The sequence below is a fragment of the Chishuiella sp. genome (genome assembly GCF_032109125.1).
Classification (GTDB): Bacteria; Bacteroidota; Bacteroidia; order Flavobacteriales; family Weeksellaceae; genus Empedobacter.
Window position 1 is genome coordinate 59,658 of the sequence record NZ_DAMCLZ010000013.1, and the last position, 16,196, is coordinate 75,853.

A 16,196-nucleotide genomic window follows, 5' to 3' on the forward strand; every position below is an offset into this window, starting at 1 on the left:
ATTTTATTATTTTTATAATTATTTTCTATGTATAATACTTTACTCAATTCAAAAAATATTAGACATTTGCAGTGTCAAAATAATTTATTCATAGATAGTAATACGAAAGGTGACATACGAGTTAAATGAAATTGATTTATGATGTTGATATTACTCGGACCTTAGTTTACTTTTTAGAGTTTTTTATAGTAGTTTAGGTTGGTTAGTAATCCGTTCTCAGAACGGATTATTTTTTTTTATAAACTATTGACAAAATCTTTCAAAAGATGAAATACGTTTACTGAATTATCAAGATTCAAATTTTTCATTTTATCCTTAGGATCATGATAATACCCTTTTCCTCCTAACGTATAAATAAAAAAAGATGGTACTGATTTCTTATAAAATGGACAATGGTCGGAATTACAAGATTCTCCTCTTATTTTAATTTCTGCTAAATAATTTTTGTTTTGATTAATTTCGACTATTTTTTGAAATTGATCACGATAGACTTTACCATTAACAATTTGAATACCTTTATCACCAGCTCCCATAATATCTAAATTAACTAAAAATTTTATTTGTTTCATAGGAAATAGTGGGTGATTAACATAATAATCTGCACCTAGCAACCCTGCTTCTTCTCCAGCGAATGCTATAAAAACCATTCTATATTTTGGTTTTATTTTATGATAGTAATCCATTAAACTTAACATCATTGCAACTCCACTAGCATTATCACTTGCTCCAGGAAAAATAGTTTTCCCTACTTTTCCTAAATGGTCATAATGAGCTGTTATAACAACTGTACTGTCGTTATTATTTCCATCTATATAACCAATAATATTTTTAGCATTAAACGTTCTATTAAAATCAGCATTTATTGAATAAGAGTCTATTCCTGAGGTTGTATAAAATTTATCATTAATAATAAATTCAGAAATCGATGATTGTCTCTGGCTTAAACTCGCAATTAGTTTATCTGATGTAAATCTGAAAATAGCCCTGTCATTATTATCATCTTTTTCATAAATATTTGCCCAACCTTTATAATATTGTTGAATAGAATCAATTTTAGATTTTAATGGAGGAAGAATTATATTTTTATTTTTTTGAAGAACTTCATCTTCCTCTATAAATTTTCTTAAATACCACTTAGATAAAAAAGATTGTTTATACTTCGCTACATTAAAAATATAAAATGGTAATTCAACACTACTAGATACAGACTTTGAACTTGGTTTAACAAGAAAATCAATTCCATATTTTAATTTTTTACCATTAATTTTTAATTCAGCGCTATTTATAACATTAATAGGATAATTAAATGATTGATAATAATCTTGTTCAAAGTATTTTAAATTATTCTTAGCATATTGTTTCGACAAATAAACTGCTGCATTATTCATACCTTCATCTACATAACCTCTACCTGCATATTTTTTAGAAGAAAGAGTAGTAATTATTGAAGTAAAATATTTTTTATTAAACTCTTGTGCTTTCACACTAATTAAATTTAAAAAAAATAAAAAAATAATCAGTTTATATTCTCTTTTATTATCCATAAGTAAAATTTGCATAAATCTAAATATAGTCAATAAAAAAACACTCAAAAAATAACAATGAGTGTTTCTATATTTATATACTGATTATTAATACTATAAAAATTTAAAAAGTATTCTTATACTAAATGTAATTACTAATAAAGCTACAGCTAATGTTGCTATTTTTTGAGGTATTTTTCCTGCTAATTTTGCTGCTAACGGAGCTGCTATAACTCCTCCTAATATCAAACCTGCTACAATATAACCATGACTTACTCCTAATGCAGCAAAAAATGTAAGTGATGCAGATAATGTAACAAAAAATTCGGCCAAACTAACCGTTCCGACAACAATATTTGATTTTTTACCTTTAGATAATAACGTAGAAGTTACAACTGGCCCCCAACCTCCACCTCCAAAAGCATCAAGAAAGCCTCCAGAAAAACCTAAAAAACCTACTCTTTTTACTTTTTTACGTTCAATTTTTTTTCTAAATGCAAGAATAATAAGACGAATACCTATAATCAAAGTATAAGTTGCTAAAACACCATAAGTTATTGTTTCATATTGATTACCTAAATAAATTAATAGCAATGACCCTGATACTGCTCCTATAGAGCCAGGAATTGCTAAAGCTAACAATAACTTCTTATTTACGTTACCAAATTTATAATGAGAAAAACCACTAATTCCACTCGAAAACATTTCAGCTGTATGAATACTTCCACTAATTGATGGTAGATTAACTCCAAAAAGCATCATACTTGTAGAACATGTAATTCCATAACCTAAACCTACAGCTCCATCAACCATTTGAGCAAAAAAACCAACGGCTAACATTATATAAAAAACACTTGGAATATCAATAACAAAGGCTTTTGCCTCAGAAAAGCTAATTACAGATGATAAAGCATAACCAACAAATAGAGCAAAAAAAGCTAATGATATTTCAAAAACTAATCGTCTATAACCTTTCGATTTCTTTTTTGTTTTTTTTAATTGGACAGAGTTTGATTGATTTTCAAAATCTATCATTTCATTGTTATAAGTTCCCTTATCTACATTTTCTATATTTTTCATAAAAAGCTTTCTTATAGAATTCGTATTTTACTTTAGATAAACATTAAAGCTGCAACTGTATTATTTGTTGTTTCATCAATCAAAATAGCATTACCAGTTGTCGTATTTTCTTCAAATAAATCAAAAAATAAAGGTTGATTTGTTTTTAAACCAATTTGAGCTATATCATTTAATTTTATCTCATCAGAAGAAATAAATTCCCAATTATTAATATCCCATTGCTGATCTATTGTTTTAATTTTTGTTCTAACTGAATGAAATCTATGTTGTAATAAGTATGTTTTACCTTGTTGTAATGCATTTGAATCTAACCAACAAACCCAAGCCTTTAAATCATTACTATTTATTGGCTCTTCATTTATTTTAACAATTGTATCTCCTCTACTAATATCGATATCATTTTCAAAATGTAAAACAATATTTTCTCCAGCTTCAGCTTTTTTAACTTCTACTAAGTTTCTTTCTATTTTTGAAATTTTAGAAATAATATTTGATGGTAAAATCTTAACTTCATCACCTACATTATAAACTCCACTCAATATCTGACCTGCATATCCTCTATAATCATGATTTTCTTCATCTTTAGGTCTTATAACCCACTGAACTTGAAAACGAGCTGTTAAATCCGTATTATTATCAATTGTAATATTTTCTAAAACATTTAACAATGTATTTCCATTGTACCAAGGTGTTTTTGAAGATTTATCTACAATATTATCTCCTACCAAAGCACTTGCTGGAATAAAAATAACTTCGTCATAATTTAATTGACTTTGTAATGATTCAAATTCTTTTTTTATGGCAAGAAATGTATCTTCAGAATAACCTACTAAATCAATTTTGTTTACAACAACAATTGCTTTTTTTATTCCCATTAAAGAACCAATGCTTGCATGACGCTTGGTTTGAGTTGTAACTCCTTTTCTAGCATCTACTAAAATAATTATCAATTCAGAATTAGATGCACCAGTAATCATATTTCTAGTATACTGTTCGTGTCCAGGAGCATCGGCAATTATAAATTTTCTTTTTGCTGTAGAAAAATATTTATATGCAACATCTATTGTTATTCCCTGCTCTCTTTCTGCACGTAGACCATCAGTAATTAATGATAAATCAATCTCATCATCTGAATTTGATTTTCTTTTTTCTAAAACACCTAATTGATCTGTATGTATACTATTCGAATCATATAATAAACGACCAATTAAAGTACTTTTACCATCATCAACATTTCCTGCAGTTATGAATTTTAGTGTATTCATTTTTATTTTATTTTCTATAAAATTTATAGATTAATTTGTATTGAATAATTTAATATAAGATTAAAAATAACCTTGTTTTTTACGATCTTCCATTGCAGATTCTGACAATTGATCATCTAAACGAGTTTGTCCTCTTTCACTTATTCTTGTGTGAATAATATCTTCTATAATATCATCAATTGTTTCTGAATTTGAAGGAACAGCTGCCGTACAAGTCATATCACCAACAGTTCTGTAGCGTACTTTTTCTACAACGACTTGATCATTTTCATTTGGTTGAATAAAGGCTGATGTAGCAATTAGCTTATCGTTATATACAATACATTCTCTCTCGTGTGCAAAATATAAATTTGGTAATTCTATATCATTGTATTTTATATAATTCCAAACATCTAATTCTGTCCAATTACTAATTGGAAAAACACGAACATTATGTCCTTTTTCAATTCTTCCATTCAATATATTCCATAATTCTGGTCGCTGTAATTTAGGATCCCATTGTCCAAAATCATCACGAACAGAAAAAATTCTCTCTTTTGCTCTAGCTTTTTCTTCATCTCTTCGAGCTCCTCCAATACAAGCGTCAAATTCATTTTCTTCAATAACATCTAACAAAGCATATGTTTGTAATGCATTACGAGAAGGAAAACGTCCAGCAGTTTCTTTTAAGTTATATTTTTTTATGGCATCTTCTACAGAAGTTACAATTAAGTTTTCTCCTAATTTATCTACTAAATAATCTCTAAATTTTATAGCTTCAGGAAAATTATGTCCCGTATCTACATGAACCAAAGGAAATGGAAATTTACCTGGTCGAAAAGCTTTTAATGCTAAATGAATTAAAACAATAGAATCTTTTCCTCCAGAGAATAATAAAGCAGGTCTTTCAAACTGTGCTGCTGTTTCTCTTAAGATATAGATTGCTTCATCCTCTAATTGACTTAAATAATTTTTTTGGTTTGACATTTTATTAAATATGATTCAAAACTTTTTATAATAACAACAATTCTATATCAATTTGTTAATGTATTTCACAATAACTATTAATCTATAGAATCGATAGAATTTATGCTCAAATTTATAAATAAAAATTAACTTTAATTCTTAAAAAAGAGTAGAATCATAAAAAAAATGGAATATTGCAATGACTTTCTTACCTTTGCAAAATGTCAAGAAAAGTAAAGCAAAAGATCATATTAAATAATATAGAAGTTCTACGAGCGGGTGCGAAAGGCGTATCTGTAGGTAAAACAGAAGAAGGAAAAACAGTTTTAATCAAAGGTGCTATTCCTGGAGATATTGTAGATGTACATGTTTTAAAGAAAAAAAGTAGCTATTTAGAAGGTCAAGCAATAGAAATACATACAAAATCTCCTTACCGAGTAGATGCAGAGTGTGAACATTTTGGTGTTTGTGGAGGATGTAAATGGCAAGACATGAGCTATGATGCACAACTTAAATTCAAACATGAAGAAGTTGTTAATAATTTAGTTCGTATAGGAGGATTCAAAGATTTAGCAGAGGAAATTATTCCTATTTTAGGTTCAAAAGAACAATATTTCTACCGTAATAAATTAGAATTTACATTCTCTAATGCTCGTTGGTTAACTTTAGATGAAATTAACTCTGGAAAAGATTTTAATGATAGAGATGTTGTTGGTTTTCATATTCCTGGTGCTTGGTCTAAAGTATTGGATGTAACTAAATGTCATTTACAACGTGACCCTTCAAATGCTATTCGTAATGAAGCTAAACGTTATGCTTTAGAAAATAATTTAGATTTCTTTGATCTTAAAAACCAAGAAGGATTATTAAGAACATTAATGATTCGTACTTCCCAAAATGGTCAAGTTATGGTTTTAGTTCAGTTTTTTAGAGAAGAAGAAGAAAATCGTATTGCATTTCTACAAAACTTAAAAGATAAATTTCCTGAAATTACATCTTTATTATATGCTATCAATCCAAAACAAAATGATTCAGTTTATGATTTAGATATAAAAGTTTTTTCTGGTGATGATCATATCATGGAAAAAATGGAAGATTTGAATTTTAAAATTGGACCAAAATCATTTTATCAGACAAATCCAGAACAAGCTTACGAATTATATAAATTAACTCGTGATTTTGCAGGATTGACAGGAAATGAATTAGTATATGATTTATATACAGGAACTGGTACGATTGCACAATTTGTTTCTAAAAAAGCAAAAAAAGTAGTTGGTGTTGAATCTGTACAAGAAGCAATCGATGCGGCAAAAGCAGCGGCTAAATTCAATAATATAGAGAATTGTGATTTCTACTGTGGCGATATGAAAGATGTTCTAAATCAAGACTTCATCAACGAACATGGAATCCCAGATGTTTTGATTACTGATCCTCCAAGAGATGGAATGCATAAAAAAGTAGTTGAGAATATTCTATTCATGAATCCTAAACGTATTGTTTATGTTTCTTGTAATTCTGCTACTCAAGCTCGAGATTTAGAATTAATGAAAGAAAACTATAAAATTGTTAAAATTCAACCTGTTGATATGTTTCCACAAACACACCATGTAGAAAATATTGTACTTTTAGAGCGAATTTAAATTCCTATCGAATAAAAATGAAAAAATTACAATCCATATTATCATTAGCAATCATTGCAATTATAGGTTCATTTATATTATATAGTTGTGAGGATGATGATATTTGTACAGACGAAGGGCAAGTGCCTCGATTAGTAGCTGATATGTACTATTCTGGAACAGATGTAAAACTAGAAGATTCTATTTATTACTGGGCTTACATACTCAATGGAACAGATACAGTACAAATTGATAATGGATTTGTTAGTGAAAAGTCTAGTTTTGGTATGGGAGTTACGAAAAATGATGCTAAAAAAGTCTTCTATACTATTGCTCAAGGACCAGACCGTACAGTTAAAGATGAAAATGATGCAGATGTAACAATACTTGCAAAACGTGATCGATTAATTTTAGAATATGAAAGTCTTGGAAACGCTTATACTTCTAAAGCATGTGGATTTGGACTAACATTTCATGGCGTAAAAGTCTCTCTAGTTTCTGGAAAAACTAACGGAGAAGGAAATTGGATAAAAAGTATAGAAACTGTAAATACCGAAATAAAAGATGGTTCGACACCTATTATTAAGCTTTTCACTAATGCTCGCAATTAATTTTGCAAATGCACAAGAAAAATTAGAAAAAACAGATTCAAGTAAAATTGCAGTTACTGATTCTATTCCTAAAAAAAAATATCATGATATTTTTATAGGAGTAGACTTATTTAATCCCATTATTGGTGCATTTAAAGACAAAAAAGGTTTCAACACTTTTCTATCTTATCAAATAAACAATAAATGGCATTTAGTTGCTGAAGCTGGCTATGAAAAAAACATTTTTAATGAAATAAATTGGAATGTTGATGTAGATGGCTTTACAGGTAAAATTGGAGCAAACTGGTTTATTACTCAAGACGTAGAAAATCATTCAAATGGTATATATATTGGTGGTCGTATAGCATACACAAAATACAATCAAACTATCAATAGTTATCCCATAAGAGATTTACAATCTAACGAATTAACAGGAGAAACTGGCTCAAGACCAAAAATTAATTTAGATGCTTTCTGGTTAGAAGTTGTTTTAGGTGCTAGAGTAGAAATTTTCAAAGGTTTTTATGGAGAAATGTCCCTACATCCTGCAGCCTATTTAGGGGGTAAAAAAGATGATAATATTGATCCTCTTGTAATTCCTGGTTATGGGAAAACAAACGGACCATTTAATTTACCTGTTTTTTGGGGAATATCTTACAAAATAAAATAATTAAAAAAGGCTATTTCAGTAATGAAAATAGCCTTTTTTTATATTATTAAATCTAATTGATTAAACAGCTAAATCTTCACCTATATCCAATAAAACTAATTGAATATTACGATTAAAGAAAATAGATTTCGCTTCCGATTTATCTATTTTTATAGGAGGAAATGTATCATAATGATAACCTAATACTTTTGTTGCTTGAACAAATTCAGCTGCAATAGAAGCACTTTTTGCTCCCATTGTAAAATTATCACCAATTGGTAAAATTGCTAAATCTAATTGTCCTATTGTATCAGGAATCAATTTCATTTCATAAGTTAACGCTGTGTCTCCAGCAATATAAACTCTTTTTCCTTCACTTTCTATAATGTATCCATTAGGATCCCCACCATAAGTACCATCAGCAAATGAACTAGAATGAAAAGCTATTGTAGATTGTATAGAACCAAATTCAAAAGAAAATTTACCTCCTGTATTCATTCCATGTGCCTCGAAACCTTTTGCTCCATAATAACTTGCTATTTCAGCATTTGATATAATTTTTGCTCCTGTTCTTTTAGCTAAAGCTTCTACATCATATACGTGATCTTGATGAGCATGTGTTATAACGATGTAATCAGCTTCTAAAGATTCAAAATCAATATGACTTGCTAATTCATTTGGAGTAATAAAAGGATCAACAATGATATGTTTCCCATTTGCTTCTATTGATAAAGAAGCATGTCCTAAATATTGTATTCTCATTTCTTATAATTTTTTTTAACTAACGAATTAAAGCATCAATAAAATCAAAACCAATTAAACTATATCCTAATAATACAGCAAAAAATAAGGCTAACATTGATACTTGTTTTAAAAATGGATCAAAATCCTTTGGATCTTTTACAGCAAAAATCTGACGACGAATAGCATTTGCAAAAAAGATTAAAATTAAAAATACAAAACCAGATAACTTTCCTGATTTTAATGGTGACATTGTAACATACAATGCACTAAAAACAAATGGTAAAGTCATCAAAGTCATTTGATAATATTTACTTTTTTGAAACCCTAATTTTGATGCTATTGTAATTTTATTGTTCTTAATATCATTCTTAATATCTCTCATATTATTTAGATTAAGAACTGCTACACTCCAACATCCCATAGAAGCTGCTGGTAATAATATTTGCCATTGGAAAACTTTAGAATATAAAAATTCTCCTCCAGAAACAGCTAAAATTCCAAAAAATAAAAAAACAAAAATATCTCCTAAACCTATATATCCATAAGGTTTTTTACCCATTGTATAAGCCATTGCTGCAAATATAGAAGCTAAACCTAATCCAAGAAAAATATAAATGTATTTCATATCATAAGGATAAAAAGCAACATATAATAAGGCTGCAATACAAGCTAAAGAAATAATAACCATAATTGTTATAGCGGTTTTCATTTGATTTTGTGTTATCAAACCAGAAGCTACAGTTCTTTTCTCTCCTATTCTATTTGCATCAGTTCCCTTTACTGCATCTCCATAATCATTCGCAAAATTAGATAATACCTGAAAAGCCAATGTTGTTAATAGAGATAAAAGAAATATATCATTTCGAAAAATACCTTCAGACTTAGCAATAAATCCTGCCAATAATAATCCACTCAAAGAAAGAGGTAATGTGCGAAGCCTTGCGGCTAAAATCCATTTTTTCATAATGAACAAATATAATGAAGATTTCTTTTTTTATATCATCGAAATTTAAAGTAATATTGTATAAATTATATCTATAATTCAACTACCGAAAATGCCTAAAAAAAAATCTAAAAAAATACCTTTATACAAGCAAATAAAATTTTCTAGCTATATAATTGGTATCATCCTATTTATTTTTTTATATTTTACATACCGCTACAGACATGGAATACACTATTATTACAAAATTGTAGAAAAAACAGTTAAAGGAGAAAAACTAACTGACGATAAAGTTACAAAATATGATATTCGAAATATCGAAGTCATGGACAATTATTATCTAAAAACATTCGGAATAGATGTTTCTCATTATCAAGGTAAAATTGACTGGTCGAAAATGCATACTATTTATGAGTTATATCCCATACAATTTGCATTTATTCGCTCTACAATGGGAACCGCTGCAATAGATGAAAGATTTGAAGAAAATTGGAATGCCATTAAAGAAACAGAAATTCTGAGAGGTGCTTATCATTTTTATAGACCAGATGAAAATTCTACTTTACAAGCTCAGAATTTTATACGAAAAGTTCACCTAGAAAAAGGTGATTTACCACCTGTAGTAGATATTGAACATATTCCAAGAACTCAATCTATGGAAAAATTAATTGAAGGAGTAAAAAATTGGTGTAGAATTGTAGAAGAGCATTATCATGTAAAACCGATAATATATACTTCAGATAAATATTACGAAGATTATTTACAAAAGCATTTTGATGGACATCTAATCTGGATTGCTAATTATAATTTTTGGACAGAAAAAATGAAAGGTCATTGGAATTTTTGGCAATTCACAGAAAAGGCTTCTATTGAAGGTGTAAAAAAGTATAAAGTTGATGTGAATATTTACAATGGTACAGTTGATGATTTAGAAAATCTAACGTTATAAAACGATAAAAGTTTGCCTATTAGGCAAACTTTTATCGTTTTATATGAAATTATTAAGAGTCAATTAATTTAATATTACCTTACGAATTGGTTTTATAAACAACGAAATTGCTATAACAGTAACTATAGTCATTATTCCTCCAAAAACAATTCCAGGAACTAAACCTAAGAACGTTGCTGCAACACCACTTTCCAATGCCCCTAATTCATTAGAAGAACTAACAAAAATAGAATTTACAGAAGATACACGACCCTTTAAATTCTCTGGTGTTTTTAATTGTAATATACTTTGTCTAATAACCATAGAAATAGCATCAAAAGCTCCTCCAAATAATAATATGGCAAAACATAAATAGACACTTCTACTTAACCCAAAAGAAATAATGCATACCCCAAACATAGCTACAGCTATTAATAATTTAGGACCAACATTCCCTCTTAGAATAGCAGGAAATGAAGATAAAAGAAGTAACATAATCAAAGATCCTATCCCATGTGCAGAGCGTAATAATCCAAATGTTTCTGAACCTTGGTTTAATACTTTTTCAACAAATGCTGGTAATAAAGATTCTGCTCCACCAAAAAATACAGCAAACATATCCAAACTAAGTACAGCCAATATAATTGGTGTAGCCCAAATAAATTTTAATCCTTCTTTAATTCTTGTCATAGGAGACTCTAAAGAAGATGATTCGGATAAATCAGCTGGTTTTTTAGATATCATTAATATCATTACCATAGAAATACACATTATTGCAAATGCTGTCATCAATGTTATTTCTATACCCAACTTTGCTAATAAAACTCCACCTGCTAACGGACCAAGTACAGATCCTATCATAAATGCAGAAGATGAGATAGGAATAGCTTTTGTATAATTTTCTTTTCTAACAACTAATGCTAACAATGCAAAAAGCGCTGGTCCTTCAAAGGCTCTTGTTAAACCAAGAATGAAGAAAGAAAAATAACAAACCCCTAAATAAACTGGTATACCAATTGCATCTCGAACTGATGGAAAATTAACAAGCATTAATACAAATGATGCTATCATAAAACAACCTGTACTACGTACTAAAATCATTCGTTTATCTAAACGATCAACTAATTGTCCTGCGTAAAATGCTGTAAATAATATTGGTAAAAACTCTGCTAAACCAATTAATCCTAAAAAAATTTCTTTTTGTGTTACTTTAAATATTTCATAAGCAACTGAAGTACTTTGAATGAATAAGGCAAAAATTAATGAAAACCTTAAAAATATGAATGGAATAAATTCTTTATTTTTCCATACGGATGGTATTTGTTCTTTATTACTCAATTTATAATAGATTTTTGAAGTTTTAAATTTACATTGATTTTTTTTTTAAATAAATGTTTAACTCAAAAAAAATCTTCGAAGATTTTCACCCCGAAGATTCTTGAAAGTTTATAATAAATTATTTTTTTTTAACTAAGCGAATTCCTCTACTAATTGCTCATTCTCTATTTGATTTCTGTACTCAGCTATATCTTCTATCGTAAGCACTGTCATTCCATGTTTTTCAGCAAATTCAATAATTTCTGGAACTCGAGACATTGTTCCATCAGGATTTGTTAACTCACATAAAACAGCTTCATTTCCTAAACCTGCAAGCTTCACAATATCAATACTTCCTTCAGTATGACCACGTCTTTCTAATACTCCATTTTGTTTTGCAATCAAAGGAAAAACATGTCCAGGACGATTCAAATCAGCTGGTTTTGCATTTGCATTTATTGCTGTTTTTATAGTTTGTACACGATCGGCAGCAGAAACACCAGTTGTAACACCTTCTTTTGCTTCAATAGTTACTGTAAAAGCTGTGTGAAATTTAGAACTATTATCTTTAACCATTGGTTGTAAATCTAATTGTATTGCTTTTTCTTGTGTCAAACACAAACATACAATACCACTACATTCTCGAATTAATAATGCCATATCAGGCGAAGTAATTGTTGAAGCTGGAAAAATTATATCTCCTTCGTTTTCTCGATTTTCATCATCAATTAAAAGAATTCCTTTTCCGGCTTGTAAATCAGTTATTGCTCTTGCAATACGTTCGTTGGCTGTTACGCCAAATTCTGTGATTGTTTTCATTTTATTTATTGTTTTAATGAAACATCACTTCAGGGCAAACACAATAAAGTACTTAAAGATTCATCTTTGTACTAAATTGTGTTTAATTTCTTTTCTTCTCTCATCCAGACTATACTGTCGGTATTGGAATTTCACCAAATCAGTCCATTAAAATTAATTAATAGAGTCGCGGACTATAACCGCCGGTAAGGAATTTCACCTTGCCCCGAAGAAAATTTCGTTTGATTATTTTATAATTATTATTAAAAATTATTATAAACTTTCCTATACAAATTTACGCAAATTGTACTAATTATTTATAATCACTTAAAATAATTTTACAAATATTTCTCAATAATTGGTTTTATATTTTCTGCTATTAGTTCATAGCCATTCTCATTAGGATGAACTCCGTCATTCGATATTAACTCTTCCTTATTGGTATTAAAAAGTGAATAGATATTAATAAAATTAACTGAATGTTCTGTTGTAATATTTTTTAATGAAGTATTAAATAATTCAATTTTTTCTGTAGTTCGTAAAGTTCCTGCAGCAGTTGGTATTCCATCTAATTTCTCAGAAATAGGAATTATACTAATTACATTTACTTTATCCGTATACTTTTTCGCTAATTGAATTGCCTGAGAAATATTTTTTTCAAAATCTGGTAAAGTAAGCATTTCTACTCCTTTTTTTATTGCTAAATCATTTGCACCATAAAAAAAGAAAATTTCATTTTCATCTGGTGATAATCTTGCTTGTACTTCAACCTCAAATCGTTTAAGTAAACCAACAGTTGTTTCACCTCCTATCCCAAGATTAAAACAATTTACTTCTTGTGCTTTGTTGTTGTGATATTCTGCATGAGAAAATCTTTTCAAATAATCTACATAACCTCCCAAAACACCATCATATTCTCCATAAGTGATACTATCACCAAAAAACAAAAAGTTTGTCATTCCCTATCTTATTTTTAAATCATAATAAAGGTAAAGAAAACAATTTATAATTGTTGATTTTATATGAATTTACTTTTTTGGGCAAATCCTTCGGAACAGGCTATACGATACAATCTTTTTTGATTGGTAATTTAATAAAAATGAAACTCATACAATCAAAAAAGGATTTCCTCTTCTATCCTTTTTGCGGGATAAAAAATTGTAAACCTCCGAAAAAATAGTATTTAAACACAGAACTGATTAGCTAGTAAAAGCAACCATGATAAAATGTTGCTTTTGCTAGATACTTTGAAGGATGAACTCGGGAAAAGAGCAACATAATTGTTGCGTATTATTCAATCATTAAAATAATACTTTATCCTCTTTTCTTAGCTCTTCTAAATATTGTTTTTTATCGTCTCTGTAAAATAAATTCATTGTTTCGAAAGGAATTAATTTCAAATCTTTATCTACAATATGAACACAAGACTTTTTTACTGCGCGAACATCAAAATCGTGTGCATCCATAAAATTCATAATAATTATTCGAAATAGATTATCATATTCTAGATTAGGAGCACAAACCCCTGGCAAACAACATAACAGTTGGTCTATTTTGGGTTGAACTTTATCAACAGAAATTCCTGTACTAAAAATATCCAATAATTGCATTTTCAGTCCTTCATCTTGTTCATAAACAATTGTATTTTTTGATTCATTATTCAATAAATCTGCAGGATTTATGTAACGTGTTAAAGGAATTATTTCTTTATCAAGTTTTAGAATATATCCCATAGCTAATGCATCAGGATTACATGGTACTGGAATAATATCATCCGCATTTAAAAGTGAATATTGATTAAGAATTTCTTGACGAACTTCTGTTAATGTAATTTTCTCATGTAATGAATCTTCTCTATTTCTTCCTGCTATTTCTACAGGCTGAAAAGTTATTCCACGAACACATTTTTGTTGTAAGGCAAATTCAATTATTTTTCCTATTTCATCAATATTTTTATCTTTTTGCAATACAACAACCAATGTTGTAGAAAGATTTAATTCATTTAATTTTTCTAAAGCTTTGATACGAATATCTGTTAAATCTTTGCCTCGGAAATCTTCGAGAACTTCAGGTTTAAAAGAATCGAATTGTAAATAAATTTCAAATTCTGGAGCATAGGTTGCTAATTGTTCTGCAAAACCAGGATCATTAGCAATTCTGATTCCATTGGTATTGAGCATTAAATGTTTTATTGGTTTTGATTTTGCAATATCTAATATTTCAAAAAAATTAGGATGAATTGTTGGTTCTCCACCACTTATTTGAACTACATCTGGTTCACCTTCATTCCGAACTATGGTATCAAACATTGCTTCTATCTGCTTTAGGCTACGATGAGAACCATAATGAGGTGAAGACATAGCATAGCAAGTAGTACATGTTAAATTACAACGATCTGTAACTTCTACAATAGATAAACAACTATGTTGTTCGTGATCTATACATAATCCACAATCATAAGGACAACCATAATTTACATCTGTCCCGAAATGAAGAGGCATTTCTGATGCTTTGTTATAATTTCTTATATTCTTATAATAATTTACGTCAGAAGCAATTTTCGTCTTAAAAAAACCATGATCAGGACAACGTTTTGTCATAAAAACATTTTCATTCTCTATAATTATTTTAGCTCCAACACGCTTTAAACATTCAGGACAAAGGCTAATTGTATAATCGTAATAAGTATAATCTCTAATTGGCATAATTGGTTAGTTTTGTAAATAAAAAATAGTATGTAGAATTACATGGAACCACAAATCATTCCTGATACAATAAGTGCTATTAAACCACTTATAGCAAAAACTTGTAGATAATATTTAGAAGTTTTTTTAATATCTGAAAAAGTATTAAAAATAAATGTTATTAATGTTATTACAGCTCCTGAAATAATAGCTATTGCAAAAACAATTGCAATGATTACATAAATTAATCCATTTAAACCTCCTACTTCCAAAAATATTGTTCCAAACATATCATCATTTTTTTTAAATTTAATATATTATAACAATTTACACTTTTATTTATCTTTTTTATAAATTAAAGAACAGTTATTCAATAATTTATAAATATAATAAATAACTATTATTAAACATGTTATTTGGATAGTACTTAAACAAAAGAAAACATTTACTTTAGGTTTTATGAAATCTAATAAAAATCTAAAACTAAAATAACCGAACATAAAAAGTTGAAAAATAAATCCAGAAGGGTAATTATATTTTTTTTTGATAATTTTTAGAATAATTAGTAAAATAATTAAAAAAAATATTTCATATAAAGCAACAGGATGTCTTAAATACTCATCTCCTAAATGCATTCCAAAAATAGAGGAAGTTGGTAAACCATAAGTTTGTTCGTAAATACCTGTTAAAAAACAACCTATTCTACCTATTATTATAGCAATGATAAGAGGAAAAGCAATTAAATCTCCTGTACTTTCTTTATAGCCTATTATTTTTTTTGTTAATTCAACTCCTATTAATCCAAAAAATAATCCACCAATAATAGTATTACTCGTCCAAAAAAATAACAATTGATTTTTTGATTCAAAAAAAGCCTGAGGATTTTCTAATGTTCCTATTATTTTAGAACCTAACAATGCTCCTACAAGAGCTCCTATAATAATATTAAGAGATTGAAAAGTTGTTAATGTAGATTTATGTTTTTTTTCTTAAAAAAGCATAATATCTCATTGCTATAAAAATACCAATAGACTCTAATATTGGATGTATTAATAGGTGATGTCCAAATAGGTCTACAGTAACAGGAAATTGTATTTCCACAAATTTAAGT

17 protein-coding genes and 1 riboswitch are annotated in these 16,196 nt (G+C 28.3%); of the genes, 4 read left to right on the plus strand and 13 right to left on the minus strand.

The genetic code is table 11. The features are described from left to right. Positions 1 to 236: 236 nt before the first annotated feature. The 4 genes from RT575_RS12730 to cysD form a co-directional block, all read right to left on the minus strand. Positions 237 to 1,544 carry a M28 family metallopeptidase gene (locus RT575_RS12730; protein WP_313581346.1) on the minus strand — a complete coding sequence of 436 codons (1,308 nt, stop codon included), beginning with the start codon at positions 1,542 to 1,544 and terminating at the stop codon, positions 237 to 239. A gap of 93 nt (positions 1,545 to 1,637) precedes the next feature. Then, positions 1,638 to 2,603, minus strand: coding sequence for a sulfite exporter TauE/SafE family protein (locus RT575_RS12735; RefSeq protein WP_313385681.1), 966 nt, complete (start codon positions 2,601 to 2,603; stop codon positions 1,638 to 1,640). A gap of 32 nt (positions 2,604 to 2,635) precedes the next feature. Beyond that, a complete protein-coding gene (locus tag RT575_RS12740) occupies positions 2,636 to 3,868 on the minus strand; it encodes a sulfate adenylyltransferase subunit 1 (protein WP_313385680.1) in 1,233 nt (410 codons plus the stop codon). Between the two features lie 60 nt (positions 3,869 to 3,928). After that, positions 3,929 to 4,834 carry a sulfate adenylyltransferase subunit CysD gene (gene cysD, locus RT575_RS12745; RefSeq protein ID WP_313581348.1) on the minus strand — a complete coding sequence of 302 codons (906 nt, stop codon included), beginning with the start codon at positions 4,832 to 4,834 and terminating at the stop codon, positions 3,929 to 3,931. A gap of 200 nt (positions 4,835 to 5,034) precedes the next feature. Between cysD and rlmD the strand changes: the two genes are divergently transcribed. Genes rlmD through RT575_RS12760 form a run of 3 tightly spaced genes read left to right on the plus strand, consistent with a single transcriptional unit; the run spans position 5,035 to position 7,692 of the window. Next, entirely contained in the window at positions 5,035 to 6,453 is a 1,419-nt protein-coding gene (rlmD, locus tag RT575_RS12750; protein ID WP_313385676.1) for a 23S rRNA (uracil(1939)-C(5))-methyltransferase RlmD, read from the plus strand. 17 nt (positions 6,454 to 6,470) lie between these two features. Next, positions 6,471 to 7,043: a DUF6452 family protein gene (locus RT575_RS12755; RefSeq protein WP_313581350.1), complete on the plus strand. Its 573-nt coding sequence runs from the start codon at positions 6,471 to 6,473 to the stop codon at positions 7,041 to 7,043. Beyond that, positions 7,030 to 7,692, plus strand: coding sequence for a DUF6048 family protein (locus tag RT575_RS12760; protein ID WP_313581352.1), 663 nt, complete (start codon positions 7,030 to 7,032; stop codon positions 7,690 to 7,692). The genes RT575_RS12755 and RT575_RS12760 overlap by 14 nt, the downstream gene beginning before the upstream one ends. 60 nt (positions 7,693 to 7,752) lie before the next feature. Here the strand turns inward: RT575_RS12760 and RT575_RS12765 are convergent, their stop codons facing one another. Together RT575_RS12765 and menA are read right to left on the minus strand one after the other, a co-directional pair. Next, a complete protein-coding gene (locus RT575_RS12765) occupies positions 7,753 to 8,433 on the minus strand; it encodes a metal-dependent hydrolase (protein ID WP_313385671.1) in 681 nt (226 codons plus the stop codon). 19 nt (positions 8,434 to 8,452) lie between these two features. Beyond that, entirely contained in the window at positions 8,453 to 9,379 is a 927-nt protein-coding gene (gene menA, locus RT575_RS12770; RefSeq protein ID WP_313581354.1) for a 1,4-dihydroxy-2-naphthoate octaprenyltransferase, read from the minus strand. 91 nt (positions 9,380 to 9,470) lie between these two features. On the opposite strand from menA, the gene RT575_RS12775 reads away from it, so the two are divergent. Continuing rightward, positions 9,471 to 10,307 (plus strand): GH25 family lysozyme, encoded by an 837-nt coding sequence (locus tag RT575_RS12775; protein WP_313581356.1) that lies wholly within the window; start codon positions 9,471 to 9,473, stop codon positions 10,305 to 10,307. Positions 10,308 to 10,370: 63 nt separating this feature from the next. On the opposite strand, the gene RT575_RS12780 is transcribed toward RT575_RS12775, so the two are convergent. The 7 genes from RT575_RS12780 to RT575_RS12810 form a co-directional block, all read right to left on the minus strand. Next, entirely contained in the window at positions 10,371 to 11,624 is a 1,254-nt protein-coding gene (locus tag RT575_RS12780; protein WP_313581358.1) for an MFS transporter, read from the minus strand. 132 nt (positions 11,625 to 11,756) lie between these two features. Continuing rightward, positions 11,757 to 12,422, minus strand: a complete 666-nt coding sequence (gene ribB / locus RT575_RS12785) for a 3,4-dihydroxy-2-butanone-4-phosphate synthase (RefSeq protein ID WP_313373897.1) — start codon at positions 12,420 to 12,422, stop codon at positions 11,757 to 11,759. An 88-nt stretch (positions 12,423 to 12,510) separates the two neighbouring features. After that, a riboswitch (FMN riboswitch) is annotated at positions 12,511 to 12,639 on the minus strand. A 100-nt stretch (positions 12,640 to 12,739) separates the two neighbouring features. Next, positions 12,740 to 13,360: an SGNH/GDSL hydrolase family protein gene (locus RT575_RS12790; protein WP_313581360.1), complete on the minus strand. Its 621-nt coding sequence runs from the start codon at positions 13,358 to 13,360 to the stop codon at positions 12,740 to 12,742. 342 nt (positions 13,361 to 13,702) lie between these two features. Then, positions 13,703 to 15,106 (minus strand): radical SAM protein, encoded by a 1,404-nt coding sequence (locus tag RT575_RS12795; protein ID WP_313581362.1) that lies wholly within the window; start codon positions 15,104 to 15,106, stop codon positions 13,703 to 13,705. Positions 15,107 to 15,144: 38 nt separating this feature from the next. Then, positions 15,145 to 15,375, minus strand: a complete 231-nt coding sequence (locus RT575_RS12800; RefSeq protein ID WP_313373893.1) for a hypothetical protein — start codon at positions 15,373 to 15,375, stop codon at positions 15,145 to 15,147. A 45-nt stretch (positions 15,376 to 15,420) separates the two neighbouring features. Then, on the minus strand, positions 15,421 to 16,002 hold the full coding sequence (locus tag RT575_RS12805) for a prolipoprotein diacylglyceryl transferase family protein (RefSeq protein ID WP_313581364.1): 582 nt from the start codon (positions 16,000 to 16,002) through the stop codon (positions 15,421 to 15,423). A 58-nt stretch (positions 16,003 to 16,060) separates the two neighbouring features. Then, positions 16,061 to 16,186: a hypothetical protein gene (locus RT575_RS12810; protein WP_313581366.1), complete on the minus strand. Its 126-nt coding sequence runs from the start codon at positions 16,184 to 16,186 to the stop codon at positions 16,061 to 16,063. Between the last annotated feature and the right edge of the window lie 10 nt (positions 16,187 to 16,196).

What these genes read in the sequence shown, in the direction of transcription:
- RT575_RS12730 (WP_313581346.1), bottom strand. Translation starts at nt 1,544, where the DNA reads ATGGATAATAAAAGAGAATATAAACTGATTATTTTTTTATTTTTTTTA.
- RT575_RS12735 (WP_313385681.1), bottom strand. Translation starts at nt 2,603, where the DNA reads ATGAAAAATATAGAAAATGTAGATAAGGGAACTTATAACAATGAAATG.
- RT575_RS12740 (WP_313385680.1), bottom strand. Translation starts at nt 3,868, where the DNA reads ATGAATACACTAAAATTCATAACTGCAGGAAATGTTGATGATGGTAAA.
- cysD (WP_313581348.1), bottom strand. Translation starts at nt 4,834, where the DNA reads ATGTCAAACCAAAAAAATTATTTAAGTCAATTAGAGGATGAAGCAATC.
- rlmD (WP_313385676.1), top strand. Translation starts at nt 5,035, where the DNA reads ATGTCAAGAAAAGTAAAGCAAAAGATCATATTAAATAATATAGAAGTT.
- RT575_RS12755 (WP_313581350.1), top strand. Translation starts at nt 6,471, where the DNA reads ATGAAAAAATTACAATCCATATTATCATTAGCAATCATTGCAATTATA.
- RT575_RS12760 (WP_313581352.1), top strand. Translation starts at nt 7,030, where the DNA reads ATGCTCGCAATTAATTTTGCAAATGCACAAGAAAAATTAGAAAAAACA.
- RT575_RS12765 (WP_313385671.1), bottom strand. Translation starts at nt 8,433, where the DNA reads ATGAGAATACAATATTTAGGACATGCTTCTTTATCAATAGAAGCAAAT.
- menA (WP_313581354.1), bottom strand. Translation starts at nt 9,379, where the DNA reads ATGAAAAAATGGATTTTAGCCGCAAGGCTTCGCACATTACCTCTTTCT.
- RT575_RS12775 (WP_313581356.1), top strand. Translation starts at nt 9,471, where the DNA reads ATGCCTAAAAAAAAATCTAAAAAAATACCTTTATACAAGCAAATAAAA.
- ribB (WP_313373897.1), bottom strand. Translation starts at nt 12,422, where the DNA reads ATGAAAACAATCACAGAATTTGGCGTAACAGCCAACGAACGTATTGCA.
- RT575_RS12790 (WP_313581360.1), bottom strand. Translation starts at nt 13,360, where the DNA reads ATGACAAACTTTTTGTTTTTTGGTGATAGTATCACTTATGGAGAATAT.
- RT575_RS12795 (WP_313581362.1), bottom strand. Translation starts at nt 15,106, where the DNA reads ATGCCAATTAGAGATTATACTTATTACGATTATACAATTAGCCTTTGT.
- RT575_RS12800 (WP_313373893.1), bottom strand. Translation starts at nt 15,375, where the DNA reads ATGTTTGGAACAATATTTTTGGAAGTAGGAGGTTTAAATGGATTAATT.